The following is a 19,111-nucleotide window of genomic DNA, read 5'->3' on the forward strand; positions in this document are numbered from 1 at the left end:
CATTTAGCTGGCTGTTTTGAAGAAGCGCAAACCGTGGTTGAGCGGCGGAAGAAACTAGCCAAAAAATGCAAAGACATTCAGAGTGCTTATGACCGCCAAAATTGATCGCCCGCGGGCGGCACACGCTGGGGCTTGTCGATATCGTGCCGATATCGGGGGTGGGACGCTGAAGCTTCCGGAGAGCCGAAAGGTCGCTTCACTGCTTCTTGGCGGCTTGCCGGAGGGAACATGGCAGAAAGCGATTGAGGTCGAGAACGTACTTCAGAAAACGAGCCCCGCTGGCGCCAAACGAATTGCATCGCTAATCCGTGCCCGCCTCGAAACGATGACCTCCGACCTTTGGTTGCTGGTGCGCGATGGCGAGCGAGATACGGCAATGCAGGCGATGTTCGCCGCATCAATCAAGCACTCGCCGCTGTTAGGTGATTTCATTGACCTTGTGGTCAGGGAACGCTTTCGTGGGTTTCACGACACCTTGCCGAAAAGCCTGTGGGCGGAGTATCTCGATCTCTGCCGTAGCCGCGCACCGGAGATGCCGGTTTGGAAGGACTCCACCGCAAAAAAGCTGGGAGAGCACGTCTACCGAATTCTTTCCGAGGTCGGCGTGATGCCCGACACGAAATCATACGGATTGCGTCGCCTGACGGTGCACCGGGAGATCAAAGAAAATTTGCAGGCCCATGACGAGCGGTACGTGCTTCGCTGTCTTGAGGCTCTCGAATGAATGTGGCCGCGTATAAGTTCAATGACATCCTTGATCGCCTGGCATCCAACGAGATGTTGGAGGGTAAGGGACGCGGCAACGAAATCGGGTTCTACATCTTCGACTATCTGCCGGAGGACGAGCTTAAGATCCGCGAGGCGATCCCGTTCCTGGTGCAGCACTTGCCGCGCCGCCGCCCGGGGCTACGCGTCGCGCACGTCAACCTGTTCGACCTGATCATTGAGCATCTTGAGGAGCGAAAGCTTCTCCAAAAGGCGATTGAGCAGGCTAGAAAGAAGGGTGACGAGTTCCTCTTGAAGGCGCTTGCCAACCCGCTGGATCCTCAAAAGATCGCGCGCGTCTTCGAGCGGAAGTGTCCGCCCGATGACTACGACCTATTTCTACTATCGGGCGCCGGCTCGGTCTTCCCCGTGCTGCGGACCCATAGCCTCCTTACCGCTCTGCATCCCGTCATACAGGACAAGCCACTCGTTCTGTTCTTTCCCGGGACGTACGACGGCCTCAGCTTGAAACTCTTCGGCAAGCTGAAAGACGACCACTACTACCGCGCGTTCAAGCTTTTGCCAGACCGGGACCGTCAATGAAAATCGCCAAGACATTCGCAAGGCCGATCGATCGCCCGATCAACGGAGTGATCAAGGCCGACCAGCAGGACGCCGAATCCGTCTGGCAGGAGCTCGACGAATATGTCGTAACGCGGGAATTGGACAAGCATTTCCGAGCGTTCGTGAGTGCGTTTTTGAACGCCTCCGGCAATCCGGGCAACCCGGAGATATGGGGCCGCATCGGGGTCTGGGTTTCTGGCTTTTTCGGCTCCGGTAAGTCGCATTTCATCAAGATCCTGGCTTACCTTCTGTCCAACCAGGTCGCCGAAAAGGCAGGTGTCCACCGCAAGGCGATCGACTTCTTCGACCCGAGCGTGGAGCATCCCAAGCTCCACGACCCGATGTTTTTTGCGGATCTCCAGAGGGTCGTGGCCGTCGATACTGATGTCATCCTCTTCAACATCGACAGCAAATCCGACACTTCCAAGAAGGATCCCATCCTCCGCGCCTTCATGAACGTTCTCAACGAGCGCCTAGGATACAGCCCCAACCAGCCCGAGATCGCGGACCTCGAGCGCCAACTCGACCTGAAGGGCAAATACGAGGCCTTCAACGACACCTACCGAGAACTGACCGGAGACGAGTGGGTCGAACAGCGGGACGCGTTCTTTCTCAATGCTGACAGCATTAAGGCCGCACTGGCAAAGACGCTCGGGCAGTCGGAGCAGTCATACGACGCTTGGATCGACGACCCGGACAGGGTGTTCAACCTTTCACCGGAAACATTCGCGGAGCGGGTGAAATCCTATCTCGACCAGCGTGGGCCGAAACACCGCATCATCTTCCTCGTCGACGAGATCGGCCAGTTCATCGGTCAGGACGGCCAGATGATGGTCCGGCTGCAAACGATCGTCGAGAACCTTGGCACGGTCTGCAAAGGCCGCGCGTGGGTCGTTGTCACCTCCCAGGAGGACATCGACGCCGTCCTCGGACAGATGACCACTAGCCGCGAGAATGATTTTTCCAAGATTCAAGGCCGGTTTAAGACCCGGTTGTCGCTGTCGAGCGCAAACGTCGACGAAGTCATCCAGTCGCGGCTCCTGTCCAAAACGCCCGACGCTGCAAAGCTGCTGAAGCCGATTTACGAGAAGAATGCCGACATACTGAAGAACCAGCTTGCCTTCACCAACATCGGCACGACGTTCAAGAGCTATGCCGACTCGGATTACTTCGCGGCCATCTATCCATTCGCTCCCTATCAGTTTCCGCTGCTTCAGAAGATCTTCGAGGCCATCCGCAAGTACGGCGCCACCGGCATGCATCTGGCGCGCGGCGAGCGGTCCATGTTGGACGCGTTCCAGGTGGCGGCGGTGGCTGCAGGAAAGAAGGACGTCGGCGCCTTGGTGCCGCTGCACGACTTCTATCCAGCCATCGAGAGCTTTCTGGATACCGCCGTCAAGGCGACCATCGTCGGGGCTGACGACAACCCGTCGCTCAAGCCGCTGGACGGCAGCGTCCTCAAGACGATGTTCCTTATCCGCTACGTCGAGGAGATGCGGGGCACCCTGGACAACGTGGTGACCCTGTTCGTCGACCAGATCGACATGGACCGGCTCGCGCTGCGCGCCCGGATCGAAGAAAGCCTGCAGCGCCTGGAAAGTCAGACCTTGCTGCGTCGGAACGGCGAGGAATTCTTCTTCCTGACCGACGAGGAGCGCGAGATCGCGCGCGACATCAAGAACGTAGACCTGCTCGCGGCCGACGATGCCAAGGCGATCGCCGGACTGATCTACGGGGAGGTCCTGGCTGACAATCGAAATTTTCGATACGCCGAGAGCAAGAAGGACTTCCAGTACACCCGTTTATGCGACTTGCACCCCTACGGCACCAGGGTCGACGGCGACCTGGTCGTGCTGGTGGTCACGCCGATCGCGGACGACTACGGGGACTGGAACGAGGCCAGGTGCATCCTGAAGTCCGGCGAAACCGATGGCCAGGTCATCGTCAAGCTCAGGGAAGACACGCTGCTGGCGCGTGAGCTCCGCGAATACCTCCAGACCGAAAAGTTCATCACCCGCAAGAATGACGACGGTCTGGCCCCAAGGACCAAAGCAATCCTCAAGGACCGCGCCGACGAAAACCGGATGCGCAAGGCTAGGCTTGTGACGCTCCTGGGCTCGATGTTCTCGGATGCCGAGTTCTTTGCCGCCGGCAAGGCCGTCAATTCCAAGGGCGAAAAGCCTTCGGTTCGCCTGGAAAATTCGCTCACCTACCTGGTGAAAAACACCTTCCCCAAGCTGGGCTATCTGCAGCATCTTGCAGCCGAACCGCAGAAGGAGGTCCGCGCCGTACTGCTTGCGCCGGATACCCAGGAACCGTCCCTGGGCCTGGGTGGAGCGCAAGCCAATGCCACTGCACTCAAGGAGGTCGCAGACTTCGTGCGGCTCATGGGTGATGCAAACCGGCGCGTCATTCTCAATGACCTTGCCCAGGACAAATTTTCGAAGCGGCCGTACGGATGGCCCGAATGGCAAACAATCCTGCTCGTGGCGCGCCTGGTCGTCGCCGGCGAGGTGTCGCTGATCCAGAATGCGGTCGCGGTGTCCCGCGAAGCGGCCGCTGAAACCCTCCAGAGCGTCCAGCAGTGGCGGAACATCATTGTCGTGAAGCGGCAGACCGTGGACGCCGTGATGCTGCAGCAGGCCAGGAGCCTGGCCAAGGATGTCTTCGGGCAGATGGGTCCGGACGGGGAAGACGCCCTCGACGCCTTCGTGCGGGCTCAAGGTCAACAGTGGACCATCAAGCTGACCGGATACAAGGCGCTGGCCGAGACCGGAAATTTCCCCGGCGCCACTGCCATCAACGAGTGTATCTCGTTTCTGCGTCGGCTTGTGGCCAACACGGACAGCTACGCCTTGATCCAGTTCTTCGTGTCCGGAAAGGACGAGGCACGCGGCTTTGCTGACCGGTCGGCGGATATCGACAATTTCTACAAGAACCAGCGGCCGGTCTGGGATCGACTGCGGCAGAAAACTACCGAATTCCAGATCAACCAGCACGAAATCGACAAAAGCGAGCCGGCCAAGGCCGCCTTGAGCAGGATGCAGATGATTCTGGCCCATCCAGAGCCATACCCGCTGATCAAGGAAGTCGCGGGTCTGATCTCAGCGGTTCAGGCCGTGAACGACGCGGCCCTCGGAACCCGTCGCGCGCAAGTGCTCGGCCGGGTCGACACTTTTACCTCCGAGGTGACCACCGCGCTCGGCCAGGTGGAGGCCACCTCGGAACTGAGGCACGCCTCTCTGGCGCCGCTGCAAAGCTTGCGCAGTTCCGTCGAAACGGACCTCAGCATCCCAAGCATTCTCCAAGCCGCGAGGATTGCCGAGGACCTGAAGGATGACGCCCTGGAAGCGATCGAGAAGTTTGCCAGAGCCAAACAGCCGGCTGTGCCAAATGGTCCGGCCCCAACGCCGGTATTCCGGAAGCCGCGCGTAGTCAGGATAATCGACTTGAAGAAGATGCCTGGCTTTCTGGATTCACGCGAAGATGTCGACCGCTTCCTCGCTGACCTAAAGGCGGTCTGCGATGATGCGTTGGCGGCCAATGAACCGATCGATCTGCGTTGAGCGTGTGAGAGTACAGGGTAAATGAATAGAAACGCCCTCGAAACTTACGCTCCGAAGGCCCGTCGCGAATTTATTGCGGCGGTGACCGCTCGTGCCGCGAAGATCGGTGTGACGGCAGATGGAGCAGCGTCTATTCGGCGTGAAGGTGATTACGCCATAATTGGCGGGACGGCATTTCCCGCAAAGGTCGCATTTCAGCGAAACCTGTTGGATCAGCGCATACAAACTAAAGGTTTTGACCAAGTCGTGGATGCTGCGGCTTATACTTGGTTCAACCGGTTTGCAGCGATCAGGTTTATGGAGATCCACGGCTATCTGGATCATGGCTACAGGGTCTTGAGTCACCCCGCAGGCGATCCAACGCCGGAGATCCTCCAGCATGCAGATCAGGTTGAATTACCCGGTCTTGGGCGGAAAAGGATCATCGAGTTGCGGCTCGACGGTCAAAAAGACGAAGAACTGTATAGATTGATTCTGATCGCGCAATGCAATGCGCTTAACACGGCTATGCCATTTCTTTTCGAGCGCATCGACGACGAGACGGAACTTCTTCTTCCAGACAATCTGCTTCATACAGATTCACTTATTCGGCAGATGGTCTCAGATATCGAAGAAGACGATTGGAAAGAAATCGAAATCATCGGCTGGCTGTATCAATACTATGTCGCCCAGCGCCACGAAGAAGTAATTGGGAAGGTCGTAAAGTCGGAAGACATTCCAGCGGCTACGCAACTCTTCACACCGAATTGGGTGGTGAAGTACATGGTGCAAAATTCGCTGGGAGCACAATGGCTGGCCGGCCATCCGGAATCGCCGCTCAAAGAAAAAATGGCGTTCTATATCGAGCCGCCTTTGCAGTCCGATGATGTCCAACGCATGCTTGCGGCGTTTGCACCGCCAGAGTTGGACCCCGAGAAGCTCACGATGATCGACCCGGCCTGCGGGTCAGGGCACATTCTTGTCGAAGGGTATGATCTCTTAAAAGAAATCTACCTGGAGCAGGGGTATACCCTGCGACAAATACCACGGCTCATACTCCAAAAAAACATCTTCGGCTTGGATATTGACGATCGCGCGGCTCAGTTGGCAGGTTTTGCCCTGGTGATGAAAGCTCGCGCTGATGATAGGCGGTTGTTCGCAGAAAAGGAGCCACCGCAAATCAATGTAATGGCGCTCCAAGAAACCAATTCCGTCGACCTAGAACATCTCATCAAATCTATTGTCCCCGACGTTCGTCGGGAACTTATTCCGGCGGATGATTTGATGCCGGACTCGCTTCATCAGCCAATCCTGACGATAACGGAGCGACCCACTTGGTCGCCAGCAGCTTTGAGAGAGTTGGTCGGACTATTCGTAGATGCGAAAACGGCTGGCTCACTCATTGTTGTTCCGGATACCCTCGTTGAAACGCTGCCTCAAATAGCGGCGCTTCTCGACAGAACCGCTCCGGGCGACCTGGTAGATCGAGCCGCCCGCGCTGAAGCGCTCGGAAATCTAAGGCCCATCGTAAAGCAGGCAGAAATCCTAGCCAGAAAATATTCGGTTGCGGTGGCTAACCCACCGTACATGGGATCGAAGTTTTTCAATAGAAAGCTCAAAGAGTTTGTCGAAGGAGCATTCCAGTTCGCTAGTTCGGATCTCTACGCTTACTTTCTGGAGCGGACGCTGGCCCTGCTCGAGGAAGGCGGTCAACTCGGGATGATCAGCATTCCCAGTTGGATGTTCCTATCCACCTACAGTGAAATTCGCAGATTTGCGTCCATCGAGAATACGATAACGTCACTCGTTCATAACGGCAGAGGTGTGTTTGGTTCGGACCACGGCTCCGTTTCATTCGTGATCCAAAAGGTCAAACTTGTAAACTACCGGGGAGCGTACAAGCGCCTCTTCGACAAACAGGGAAGTGTCTCTGGCAACGCGGAGCTCCGCAATCGTTTCTTCGAAAGCCGCAATTTCACGGCAACAAGCGGTGAGTTTCAAGCGGTACCGGGCAGTCCGATCTCGTATTGGATTAGTGATCGATTGCGGGAGATGTTTCAGGGAAGCGCGATCTCTGCGTTCGCGGAGGCAAAACAAGGATTGTCCACTTCTGATAACAAGCGTTTCGTCCGACTCTGGCACGAAGTTCCGTACGACAAGATAGGCTTCGGTCACGATAGCGAAGCCGCGTTCAAAGAATGTGGAGCAAAGTGGGCGCCGTACAATAAGGGCGGCCTATTTCGAAAGTGGTATGGCAACAACGAATTCGTCGTTCTCTGGGAGAATGGCGGTGCGGAGATAAAGGGTCTCCGGCCAAAGTCGGTTGTAAGAAGCCCTCAACTTTATTTCCGGCCAAGCGCGACTTGGTCGGATGTGACATCGGCAAAGTCGGCATTCCGTTATCAACCGCAAGGCTATATCTTCGCAAATTCGGCTCATTCGTGTTTTCCAACGGAAAACGGTGACAGGTTCAATATCCTCGGATTTTTGAATACAAAGTTGGTGTACCATTATATTTCGGCCTTGAGTCCAAGCCTTCATTTCGACGTCGGGTATTTTGCGCTGCTGCCGTATTCGCCTATTGATCGGCGGACTGAAGTCGATCGTGCTGTGACGAGGCTGGTTGATATTGCGCGGAGCGATTGGGATCGCAATGAAACGTCTTGGGATTTCCAGCGCCATCCGTTTTTGGATCCTGAGATTAAGCAGCCGACTATCGAGAGAACGTTTGCGGCATGGGATTTTCATTGCCAATTGCAGATTTCCGATACCAAGAGCCTCGAAGAACAAAACAATCGACTATTTATCGAAGCCTACAATCTTCAGGACGAACTTGATGATGAAGTCCCGGTAGAGGAGGTCACTCTTCTGCGCGCGGACAGGTCGGCGGACGCTAAGAGCCTGATTTCATACGCCGTCGGGTGCCTCTTGTCGCGCTATAGTCTTGATCGACCTGGACTCGCGCTGCGTGAACCCAATTCTTCGAAGTCCGAGTTCGCAAGCGATACCGATGGGATCATCCCCGTGACAGATGAAGACTGGTTCGAAGAAGATGCGGCAAACCAGTTTCGTCAATTTGTGCGGGCGGCGTGGGACCAAAATACTGTCGAGAACAATCTTAAGTTTATCGCAGATTCCTTGGGCGTTAAGCCCAAGGAGACGCCAGTTGATACAATCCGGCGATACTTGAGCCGCGAGTTTTATAAAGATCACTTGCAGAGTTACAGAAACCGGCCGATTTACTGGTTGTTCTCGTCGGGTAAAGAGAAGGCGTTTGAGTGCCTTGTCTACGTTCACAGGTACGCTCCCGGTACGCTGTCGCGGATGAGAATGGAGTACGTGATTCCGCTCCAGGGTCGAATGCGGGCAAAGGCTGAGCAAATTAAAGCGGCCGTCGAATCCTCGGCGAGCGCGAGCGGTCAGACAAAAATGCGCAAAGAATTGGAGAAGCTGACAAAAAGACAGGCTGAGCTTGTCAAATTTGATGAAGAACTCCGGCATTTTGCGGATTTGAGGATCAATCTCGATCTTGATGATGGGGTGAGGGTCAATTACGCGAAATTCGGAAATCTCCTGGCCGAGGTGAAGAAGGTGTCAGGTGATGACGATGAATGAGGACCAGGTCTCTACCGCCCTTGCTCGCCTCTTTCAGGAGGGGCACAGGATCGTCTTCTGGAACGACCCCGATCGAGAGTTCGAGGACGGAATCGAAGCGCTGAACCTGGGTGCGGCCAAGCTGGTAAAGATCGACGGCTTGCCACAACTCGAGACCAAGATCCGGATCGAGCGTCAGGAGCCCAAGCAGCAATTCGTTTTGTATTCGGCCGCTGAGGTACCGGCTCCGGCCGAAGACTGGCTGCTGGACGTCAGGCTCTACGGCAGGACGTTTAGGGCGGATCGCGCTTCGATCCTGCATGGAGAACTGGGGCTGCTTGATCAAACGCTGCGCGATCACCTCAAGTTGCGATCGAAGTTTCTCGCAAACAAGGATCGGGTCGCGCGGTTGCAAAAGCTGCTCCATGAGACGGACCGCGCTTCAGACATCGACCGCAAGATGCTGGCTGTCATCGCTCGGGTCGAGCAGCCCGACGTTCAGAATATCGTGACGGCGCTGATGAGCGCCTCCTTCGTCGATGGATTGCAGTCCGAGTCGGAATTGTGGAACGAGGTAGAAAAGTTCGCGTTGGCTGAGCCGTTCTGGTCGTTCGCAAAGATTGAGTTCGGATATGACGACCCGGCGCCTTCCTTACGCAGCCTATTGACCAGGCTATTTGTCACCGACTTCGCCCATTTTGCTGGATCCGAGATTCCTACGGCGCTCGGGCACCTCTGCCTTCCCCGGAACAGGTGGCCAAATGCCGGCGTCTGTCTCGCTCAGTGGCGTGACAGCCATACCCGCTCGGAAGCCTTTGACCGCCTCTCGGACTTGGTGGCGGGCTCGGTGGGCATAGAAAAGTGGCTGCCGTCGATGCGGATGGAGGCCTTGCTCGAAGTGAAGACCTTCGAAGTCGTCGAAAAATACGTTGCTGCCCAATTGAGGGACCGGATTGTCGAAACCAAATCCGCAATCAAGCCTGCGGAGGTTAAGGCCATCGCCTTGAGACGCCAGGATGGCTACTGGGCTGATCCGGAGCGGGGCGGCGACGTTAGCCACCGGAAGGCCCTTCACGCCGTTTATGAGGCGCTGGTGGCCGCCGCCGACCTTTTCGATCTGCGCAACAAGTTCGGCGACGGCTTCGTTTATCCGAGTGCCAAGGACATGTTCGACGCTTACGCCTCCGAGCTATGGCGCTTCGACCGTCTGTACCGGGACTTCATGTTGGCCGCCGACCGAGCCGAGGCCGAAGGCTGGGACGTCTTGAAGGGGCTGAAGACGCCCGTCGAGGAGTGCTACGTCAACTGGTTCTTGCAGAAGGTAAGCCAGAAATGGGGGGCGTTCCTGGATGCCGGACTGCTCGAGGACTGGAAGCTGGACGGAATCCGCAACCAGCAGAGGTTCTTCGACGCCAAGGTCGCAGCGGCCCTCGAAGACAGCGTAAAGCGGGTTTTCGTCATCGTCAGCGACGCCTTCCGGTATGAGGCAGCGAAGGAACTCATCGACGACCTGAACGGCCGTTTTCGCGTGAACGCTTCGATCGAGCCGATGCTGGGGGTCCTACCGTCCTATACGGCCCTCGGGATGGCTGCCCTCTTGCCGCACGCCAAGCTAACTTACCCCGTTGCGGGAGAGCCGGTATTGGTCGACGGGGTATCTTCCGCGGCCGCCAATCGTACGACCATTCTCGGAAAGCGGAAGGGGATTGCCGTAAAGGCGGATGAGATTCGTGAGATGAAAAAAGAGGACGGTCGCGAATTGGTCCGTCCGTATGAGGTCGTCTACATCTATCACAACGTTATCGACGCCCGCGGCGACAGCGCGTCCACCGAGGGAGAGACCTTCGAGGTGGTCAAACAGGCTGTCCGTGAGATCGCCGACCTGGTCAAGAAGACGATCATCGACAAGCTTAATGGTGCGGTCGTGTTCGTGACTGCCGATCATGGCTTTCTGTATCAGGACAGGCGGCTCGACCTGACCGACAAGAATGCACTGAAGGACCGGCCGGCGGGGACGCTGATTGCCAAGAAGCGATATCTGCTCGGGAGGGATCTTCCGAAATCAGAGGTGGCATACCGTGGGGAGACCTCGGTGACCGCGGGGGCGGATGGCGGCATGCAGTTCTGGATCCCGAAGGGCAACAACCGCTTCCACTTCGTGGGGGGATCCCGGTTCGTCCACGGCGGCGCCATGCTGCAGGAAATCGTCGTGCCGGTCGTTACCGTCAGGGAAAAGGAGGGTTCGTCCCGCGAGCGGACCCGGACGACCCAGGTGCCGGTGACCGTCCTGGGCCAAACGCACAAGATCACGACTAACCGTTGGGCGGTGGAACTCCTTCAGACCGAGAAGGTAACGGACCGGCGGAAGGCGGTTACCTTGGATATCGGCGTCTACGATGGACCGACGCCCATCACCAACATCGAGCGCATGACGTTCGACAGCGCGTCGGACGTCTTCGAGGAACGGAAGCGGCGGGTCGTCTTGTCGCTCGAACAGCGCACCTACGACAAGAAAAAGCCTTACTACCTGGTGCTGCGCAACGCGGCTACGGAGGCAGAGGAAGGCCGCGTGGAAGTGTCGATCAATATTGCCTTCATGGATGAGTTCTGAGTTCGGAGTTGGGTATGGCCGACGACATCGACACGCTGTTAAACGCGAACTTCGCGGGAAAGGTCGTCCGGAAGGATCTGACCAAGCTCGTCAAGGAAGGCGCTAATGTTCCAGTCTATGTCCTCGAGTATCTCCTCGGCATGTACTGTGCGTCCGACGACGATGTGACGATCAGGGACGGCCTGGAGTCTGTCAAGAAGATCCTGGCCGAGAACTATGTCTGTCCGGACGAAGCCGAAAAGGTGAAGTCCAAGATACGCGAGCGCGGCAGCTACAAGATCATCGACAAGATCACGGTGAAGCTGAACGAGCGCCGCAACTCCTATGAAGCCTTCCTTGCTAACCTGGGCGCGAAGGACGTCGAGATTTCCGACCAGTTCGTCCGTCAGTTTGAAAAACTACTCGTCGGCGGGATCTGGTGCATCGTCACCATCGAATACTTCCACGAAGAAGGCCAAAAGACCTCGCCGTTCATCATTCGCGAGCTAAAGCCCATTCAGATGCCGAACATGGACATGGAAGAGCTCTTCGTGGGCCGTTCCGCGTTCACCGAGGCACAGTGGATCGACGTCTTGATGCGGTCGACCGGCATGGAGCCGACGACCCTGGACCAGCGCGCCAAGTGGCACATGCTTGCCCGCATGATTCCACTCGTAGAGAACAACTACAATTGCTGCGAATTGGGACCGAAGGGAACGGGCAAGTCACACATCTACAAGGAGATCAGTCCGAATACCATCTTGATATCCGGAGGTCAGACGACGGTCGCCAACCTGTTCTATAACATGGGGCGCCGAACCGTCGGTCTGGTTGGTTACTGGGATGTCGTTGCGTTCGACGAAGTTGCCGGCATCACCTTCAAGGAGAATGACGGCATCCAGATCATGAAGGACTACATGGCGTCGGGTTCGTTTGCCCGGGGCAAGGATTCCATCTCTGCCTATGCGTCGATGGTATTCGTCGGCAACATCAGCAACATCGAAGCTTTGGTGAAGACAAGTCATTTGCTGGCGCCATTTCCGGAAGCCATGATCGACACGGCGTTTCTAGATCGATTCCATGCCTACATCCCAGGCTGGGAAATTCCGAAGATGCGACCGGAGTTCTTCACGAACCAATACGGGCTGATCGTCGACTATCTGGCCGAGTTCATGCGTGAGATGCGCAAGCACACCTTCGGGGACGCGATCGAACGCTTCTTCAAGCTTGGCAACAACCTCAACCAGCGCGATACGATCGCCGTTCGCCGAACGGTTTCCGGCCTCTTGAAGCTGCTTTACCCACGCGGCGACTACGACAAGGATGCCGTCCGGCGCTGCCTCGAATACGCGCTGGAGGGGCGCCGTCGGATCAAGGAGCAGTTGAAGAAGATTGGTGGGATGGAGTTCTGGGACGTTCACTTCTCCTATATCGACACCGAGACGAACGAGGAGAGGTTCGTCAGTATTCCGGAGCAGGGTGGTGGCAAGCTCATTCCGGAAGGACCGCTGAATCCGGGATTTCTCTACACAGTTTCGACCGGTGCGAACGGGCATCTTGGCCTCTATCGCATCGAGACCCAGGTGACCGCCGGGGGAGGCAAGATCTCGACCTCAGGGCTCACCTCAAACGCTGCAGCGCGCGAGGCGACCAAAGTGGCTTTCGACTTCTTCAGGGCGAACATCGCCAGGATCAGCAGCGGCGTTAAGGCCAGTGACAGAGATTTTCATCTCCACTTGGTGGAGATGCATAATACGGGCGCTGCAACGGCCATGACGCTGGCGAGCTTCATTGCGCTCGCCTCTGGCGCGATCCAGAAGTCGCTCCAGGACCAGATGGTCGTGTTGGGTGACATGAGCTTGGGCGGTAGTGTTAGACGGGTCGACAACCTCGCTGAGTGTCTTCAGGTCGCCTTCGACGCCGGCGCTAAGCGCATCTTGATTCCGATGGCCAGCGCCACTGATATAGCGACGGTGCCGGCCGAACTTTTCACGAAGTTTCAGACTTCGTTCTATGCTGACCCCGTAGACGCTGTTTTCAAGGCAATTGGTGTTTAGTATTTGTTGTTGAGTAATGGCGAGCAAATCGGCCGAGTGGTCTCGCAATCAGGGAGACTGCTGTGAGAACCGAAGACTTATCCTTTTAACACGGGACCAGCGGAACGGCGGCCCGCGCGATTCTAAACGAAGGCGCTTGGGACGCCTCGGCGACATTGAAGCGCGCACTCTCGGGGCTAGGAGGGCGGTAATCGCTATCGGGAACCGTAAGGACCGGGATTGATCAGGCGCGTCATGCGAGTGACATAGAGAAATTGCTTGGGCGAGAACCAAAAAGCTCGTTTCGGATTGAGATCGTCGTCCACGGCAATCTTCAATGACCGAAATGCCGCCAGCCAGGCAAGTTTACTGCAATAGAATCCGGTGTCGTCATTCAGGTTGAAATTCCAAAAGTCGTACGGCTTGCCTATGTATTTTCTCGCTTCATCAGGAATTCGAGCGCGGTCGGCGGATGAGAGCTTGGCAAGACGCCCGAGCCATACCACTTCGCCGGCTCGCTCAGTCGTCCAATCGGAATAAGGGCGGCGAATGACGCCTTTGCCCCAGAGCGCCTCGATGATCCACGGAGCACCTGCCTGGTCGATGTCGATGATAGCGACATGGCCTACGTATATGGGCCCGCCAGCGGAGTAGGTCGCGTTTCCGGATTTACGGGTGCCGGTGTATTTCTCATGGAAGTCCTCATAGGTGAGCTTACGCATCCGCTCGGTCTGAGCTGGCGTAAAATAGGGCGCCTTTGAAGCTACGTCGGCGATAAACCGATCACGCTCCTCGATCCACTTGGCCTTGTCGGCATCCACGGGGCGTGGTGGTCCGGCGTCATAAGGTACAAACACTCCCGGCTTCTTCGGCCAGAGGAAGTCTCCACTCTGAAATTGCATTGGATCAGGCATGGAAGGCTGGCCGGGGGTTGCGGTTGTCGACCCCGGTCGAGCCATTAAGGCTAGGGTGAGAGCTCCGCCAGCCAAACGAAAGCACCCGCGACGGTCTTCCATTGATCGCTCCTCAAGCTGATTTAGTAGCCTTCCTTAGAGGCTGCGTCACTCAAGTCGGTCGGGATCTCATAAATATCCCCCTTGGTTACCGGAAGGTGCGGATCCCTGACATTGTACGTGCTGTTGCCGTCCTTCTGGTTGACGCACCATCCGCGGATCTTGATGGTATCGACCTTCTGAAATCTAGCCTGCATGAGCAGGCCATACTTTTTGCAAGCGTCCATCGACGCAAACTCAACATGATCTGTATTGTGGAGACTCCAGACCTGCTTACCCGGTGCCGCAGGCGGCGACACGAAGAACATCAGAAAGAGAACAAATCCGGACATTGGACGCACTCACTGGCGAGGAAGATTGCGGATGGCGTTGATGATGCTTTGCTGGTTGGTGGTGGTGTCCAGCTTCTCTTGAGCGTTCACGCGGCTGATGACAGTGACGTGGTCAGGACCATCCTTGAAGTTACCTCCCGTCGGGAGGGTCTGAACGACGAGAGTACCGCTGCTGCTGGTATCGGGACTCAGCGTTATGAGCAGGGTCTCGTCCATATCGTATGATCCAGACAGTGCACCGAAGGCGGTGCCGAACGGAAAGCTATAGGTGAAATTTCCGTTGCCGCTGAACTTGACGAATATTTGCGAACTGTAGGTCGGCGAGTCCAGTTTAGCGAGCGACCCCATGGCGACATCCTTGGCTTCGACGAGACGGATGAGCCACTCACCAATGCCAAGATGTTCGGTCAGAACGTGCGCGCGGGGGCTGTCCACTGGGCAAATCAACTGATTTTTTGGATTCAAAATGAGCTCCTTTGAGCTCGTCTTGAATGTGATTGAGACATCACGAGTCCCCTTCGCATCGACCGCCCCTCCGGGAGAACCAATCGACCCGAATGCCCAATTGTTGAAATATTTTGCAGCAGAGAGGGTCGTGCTCTTACCAGTCGAACCGACGCCCCCGTTGATTTCGGAATCTACCTTTGGTGAGAGCTTGATTGCGACGAGCCACTTATTGGCCTTGAACGATGCGTATTGAGGATCACTAAGTTTTTTGAAGGCGTACCGCAGTTCGCACGCGGTGTGTTGAAGAATTTCTCGAACCGGAAGGCTGGTGTCGTCCGGCATTTCCGGAATGATGCTGCAGCCGCCTACCAACATTCCGCCCGCCAAGACAATCGCGCAACTGACCATACGCATTCGAAATACCCCACAAGCAAAGCTACAAATATCCGCAACCCGGACGCTAATGACTGACAGCCGCGACGACTTGGGATTCCTGAGGGCTGGCGCCGGTGACCCGAACGCTCCAGGTCCCGACGGCGGGCGACTGCACGGTGCAGGTTGCGAACGCATCCGCGACCGAAGAGGTGCAGGCTGGACTGGTTGCGCCCGGCGCTGTCAGCTCGAGCATCAGGGTAGCGAAGGTCGGAGTCGTATTGACGCTGACGGTGAGAAAGCCACTCGCGTTGACGATCGCGAAAGTTCCGCTCGAGTGATCCGGAGTGTTTATGAAAAGGTGATAGGGCGCGCCATAGGCCCGTGCGCTAGGATTCTTGAAGAACGCATTCGGATTTGCTGCGAAGGCGGCATTCGCATTCGATCCAGCGACGGAAGTGATCCAAGGAATGTTTTTGAACACCTCTACGTCGTAAGTCGGTCCGCCTTTCCCGGTTCGGCAGTCGTCGGGTCCGCCCGACGTTACACCGACGAGTTTCAGTGTACCGTCGATTGTTGCAAACGCGGGACCTCCTGAATCTCCGTGGCACGTGCTTCCGAGGATCTTGTTCTCGTTGCGGAGCTTGTAGCTCCAACAGAAATCCTCGCTGAAGCTGGCATCTTTGCAGGCCGAAGCCTGAATGGTCGCCCACAGTTTTATACCTTCCGATCCGTCGACGGGAGGGCCCGGCTGGGGAACGCCATTGGCCTTCAAGGGGCTATGCACACCGAACCCCACTATCGTCGCGAATTCTCCGGGTTTAATGGGGCGTACCGTGTTAAGCGGCGCAGGCATCACATCGGTGATTTCCTTCGACAGCTTTAGGATAGCTAGATCCTTCTTGGGGAATGCATAGTCCGGATTTATGATGATCTGATCGACGGATACGACGCCGCGATCATGAAAGAAGACCGACACGAACCGCTTGTCGTCGATCTTCACATCTTCCTGGCCGCGCTTGTGGGTGGCGGATAAGCAGTCCTTTGCCGTCTTCTTTTCAACCTGTTCGCAAAAGCAATGCGCAGCCGTAAGGACGGCCGTCGACGAGATCAATGTGCCTGTGCATAGCGCAGATGACCCGTATCCATCCCAAGCATACGCAATTTCGACAACGGAAGGATAGTCGACGGTCGCGGCCGAGCCGGGACCGACAACGTAAGGAGTGAGGGTGCTTGGCTTGAGCCCACCGAGCCCCTGCAGGTGAGGCGGCAACGGAAGCGAGCGTCCATCCGTGCCGAGCTGAAGAATCTCCTGCATATCGGTCGGAACAATAATGGCGTCGAAACGCTGCTTAGCGTCGGGTGCCGCTAGGGTCTGAAGGTCTATTTGCGCCTGATGGAGCTTGCTCGAAAAATCTTGAAGTTGCGTCTGGTGACCCTGCAGATAATCGAGCTTGCGAATATCTGGTGCCGAGTCCAATTGTTGAAAGCGTAGGGTATTCTCGATCGCTCTGATATTTGCGCCCGTTCCCTTGCCGGCGATCTGGCTGAAAGAACTGACGTCCATAGTTTGGTTTTTGCCGCCTGCGATCTTCGTGCTGGCCGCTTTGTTGAGGGTTTCGACGGTCTGCAGATGATTGTCGACGAAAGACGAGAGGTCTTTGAGCCTCGTCGAAGCAGCCTTAAATGGATCCGGCGCTTTCAGCTCGTCCGCCGAACTGAAGTTCGCATAAAAAGCGGTTAAGCACGCAGCAAAAAATGCTGCGGCGCGTAGTGCGCCGACAAATATCCCCATCACCGGTATCCCCAATCCGGCGTCTAACTCAACTTATGATGGCACCTTAAGGATGGGCGAGCAAGACAGGCGCGCAAAAAAAATTGGGAGAGTTGCTATGGGCTATGCCATCGACGTCGGCGGAGAGGCCATCCGGGCAGCACTTCGACGTTCGGACGATGCCCGTACCGGCTCCAGCGGCCGACGTCTCCAAACAAGGCTTACGCAGACGACAAGCCCCGCCGACGATGTTGGTTGACCGATCTGCCCGGCCTCTGCATCGGCAAGCGGAGAGCGGCTTTCACCGAGGCGAGCAGATCCGGGATTGTGGCCGCGTCGCGCCAGACTAGAGGACCTGCCGCCGGGGCGCCCTCGGTCAATGGACCGCCAAAGTCTCAATCCGCAGCGACACGCAGTTTTCGAGGCCCTACCAAGCCTGGTAAACGTCCGGCGCTTTTGGCGGGGCGATGGGTCTCTGCACGGCGGCTCATTTCAAAAAATTCAGACTGTGATGGCCTGTGAAAGTTTAGCGGCATTACCACCGTCACGGCCGACTCGCGGCTCGAGCGAAACGGGACGTACGCATCGCGTTTAGCCGCTGCGGACGGTGATCCTCGCGAAAGGCGCGGCATTCGTCTTGCCAACGTATACAACGAGGGTTAGATCGGCCAACCGATCGGGATGAGGCGAGCCATTGCAAGCAGAGACCAAAACAAAGTTGCTCGCGTCAATGCATGCAGGACGGCTGGTAATTGTTTGCGGCGCTGGCCTTTCCATGGCGGCGCCAAGCAAGCTTCCGGCGGCATGGCGAGTCGCTGAAGCTAGTTTTGACAAGTACACTCTGGAAACGGACCCAGCCTGCAATCCGGTGATGCGCCACGATCTCGAAGCGTTTGCGCAGCACTTCGTCGGCCTTCACACGCTCCAGTCGGTATTCATCGAAAGCCTTGTGCCTTGGCAGATGTTCGTGAAGCCGCCTAACGCCGGCCACGCGGCGGTGGCGGATTTCCTCGTCACGCGAGCAGCGGTAGCGGCCCTATCCGCCAACTACGACACGCTGATTGAGCAGTCCGCGGTTGCGAACGGGTTTGATTTTCAAAATTCGCTGGACGGAGACGAGGCGACCATTCGATTTCGCACTCAGGGTCCGCTCTTGAAATTTCACGGATGCGCGATGCGTGACCGGCTGGCGACGGTATGGGCTCCGTCGCAGTTGGGCGAACAGCCCATCACAGACCGTATAGCGAAGAGCAAAACGTGGATGGCGGCAAACCTCCGGCAGAAGGACCTGCTGGTGGTCGGCTTCTGGTCGGACTGGGCATACCTGAACACTCTGCTGGGAGCGGTCCTGGACGGGCTTGCTCCCCTTTCCGTCACAGTAATCGACTTGGCGGATGCGGCGGCGCTCCAAGCTAAAGCCCCGGACCTATGGGCCTTAGCCAACGGCCCACAGGTCAAATTCACGCACGTGCAGGAATCTGGGGCAGAGGCGCTGGACGAGCTCAGAAAGGCCTTTTCCCGGAATTACCTTGGTGGCGTTCTTGCTGCCGGCAAGCAGGCATTTGAGGCATCGGCCGGAGTGGCTTGTGATCCCGCATGGCTGGAACCGCCGGACTTCGACAACGAGACACTGTATAGTCTGAGACGCGATGCTGAAGGAGTTCCTGCGGGACAGCCGGCCAGCAGGTCAAAGCCGAGCCAATGTGAGATCTTGGGAGTTTTCCATCTGCTGCTCAGGCAGGCTGGAGCCGCCCCAACAGGTATGGGCTACGATCTCGCCGGCCGATCAATTCGGGTCGTGAATGGCGCGGGTACGGTTCTCAGCCAGCTCCGGACCAAATTTATCGAAGCACCTGCTATCGCTCCGACAGATATGGTCGTGGCGGCCGGTGCAACTAACCTGCCCCTGCCAGGAAGCGTCGTTCGGCCAGGGTCTGCCGGTAACTTTATTCGTCCGACAGGGATGGGCGACTGGTACGATCTTGATGGCGCGAGGTTGGAGTTGGGCATCTGATGGACATAGGCACACAGTGCGAAGTCGTCCTTCGTGAGGCTGGTTATGATACCTGGCCATGGACT

General features: G+C 56.9%; 11 protein-coding genes. 7 read left to right on the plus strand and 4 right to left on the minus strand.

Features of this window, described 5'->3' with window-relative positions:
* The first annotated feature begins 88 nt into the window (after positions 1 to 88).
* From ACIPUD_RS15835 to brxL, 6 genes are read left to right on the plus strand one after another with little or no spacing between them, the layout of a single operon-like run.
* Positions 89 to 724: a DUF1819 family protein gene (locus ACIPUD_RS15835; protein ID WP_446481098.1), complete on the plus strand. Its 636-nt coding sequence runs from the start codon at positions 89 to 91 to the stop codon at positions 722 to 724.
* Positions 721 to 1,308, plus strand: a complete 588-nt coding sequence (locus ACIPUD_RS15840; RefSeq protein ID WP_446481099.1) for a DUF1788 domain-containing protein — start codon at positions 721 to 723, stop codon at positions 1,306 to 1,308. The genes ACIPUD_RS15835 and ACIPUD_RS15840 overlap by 4 nt, the downstream gene beginning before the upstream one ends.
* Positions 1,305 to 4,895, plus strand: coding sequence for a BREX system P-loop protein BrxC (gene brxC / locus ACIPUD_RS15845; RefSeq protein WP_446481100.1), 3,591 nt, complete (start codon positions 1,305 to 1,307; stop codon positions 4,893 to 4,895). Before ACIPUD_RS15840 ends, brxC begins: the two co-directional genes overlap by 4 nt.
* 21 nt (positions 4,896 to 4,916) lie before the next feature.
* Positions 4,917 to 8,489, plus strand: coding sequence for a BREX-1 system adenine-specific DNA-methyltransferase PglX (gene pglX, locus ACIPUD_RS15850; RefSeq protein ID WP_446481101.1), 3,573 nt, complete (start codon positions 4,917 to 4,919; stop codon positions 8,487 to 8,489).
* Positions 8,476 to 11,079, plus strand: coding sequence for a BREX-1 system phosphatase PglZ type A (gene pglZ, locus ACIPUD_RS15855; RefSeq protein WP_446481102.1), 2,604 nt, complete (start codon positions 8,476 to 8,478; stop codon positions 11,077 to 11,079). Before pglX ends, pglZ begins: the two co-directional genes overlap by 14 nt.
* 14 nt (positions 11,080 to 11,093) lie before the next feature.
* Positions 11,094 to 13,115, plus strand: a complete 2,022-nt coding sequence (gene brxL, locus ACIPUD_RS15860; RefSeq protein WP_446481103.1) for a protease Lon-related BREX system protein BrxL — start codon at positions 11,094 to 11,096, stop codon at positions 13,113 to 13,115.
* Positions 13,116 to 13,309: 194 nt separating this feature from the next.
* Here the strand turns inward: brxL and ACIPUD_RS15865 are convergent, their stop codons facing one another.
* The 4 genes from ACIPUD_RS15865 to ACIPUD_RS15880 all read right to left on the minus strand — a co-directional run bounded on the left by ACIPUD_RS15865 (position 13,310) and on the right by ACIPUD_RS15880 (position 17,053).
* Positions 13,310 to 14,008, minus strand: coding sequence for a YiiX/YebB-like N1pC/P60 family cysteine hydrolase (locus ACIPUD_RS15865; RefSeq protein ID WP_446481104.1), 699 nt, complete (start codon positions 14,006 to 14,008; stop codon positions 13,310 to 13,312).
* 122 nt (positions 14,009 to 14,130) lie between these two features.
* Positions 14,131 to 14,439: a hypothetical protein gene (locus ACIPUD_RS15870; RefSeq protein ID WP_446481105.1), complete on the minus strand. Its 309-nt coding sequence runs from the start codon at positions 14,437 to 14,439 to the stop codon at positions 14,131 to 14,133.
* Positions 14,440 to 14,448: 9 nt separating this feature from the next.
* Positions 14,449 to 15,300 carry a hypothetical protein gene (locus tag ACIPUD_RS15875; RefSeq protein WP_446481106.1) on the minus strand — a complete coding sequence of 284 codons (852 nt, stop codon included), beginning with the start codon at positions 15,298 to 15,300 and terminating at the stop codon, positions 14,449 to 14,451.
* A gap of 46 nt (positions 15,301 to 15,346) precedes the next feature.
* Positions 15,347 to 17,053, minus strand: coding sequence for a S1 family peptidase (locus ACIPUD_RS15880; RefSeq protein WP_446481107.1), 1,707 nt, complete (start codon positions 17,051 to 17,053; stop codon positions 15,347 to 15,349).
* A 673-nt stretch (positions 17,054 to 17,726) separates the two neighbouring features.
* On the opposite strand from ACIPUD_RS15880, the gene ACIPUD_RS15885 reads away from it, so the two are divergent.
* Positions 17,727 to 19,046 (plus strand): SIR2 family protein, encoded by a 1,320-nt coding sequence (locus tag ACIPUD_RS15885; RefSeq protein ID WP_446481108.1) that lies wholly within the window; start codon positions 17,727 to 17,729, stop codon positions 19,044 to 19,046.
* The last annotated feature ends 65 nt before the right edge of the window (positions 19,047 to 19,111 follow it).

This window comes from Bradyrhizobium sp. CAR08, from assembly GCF_052871955.1.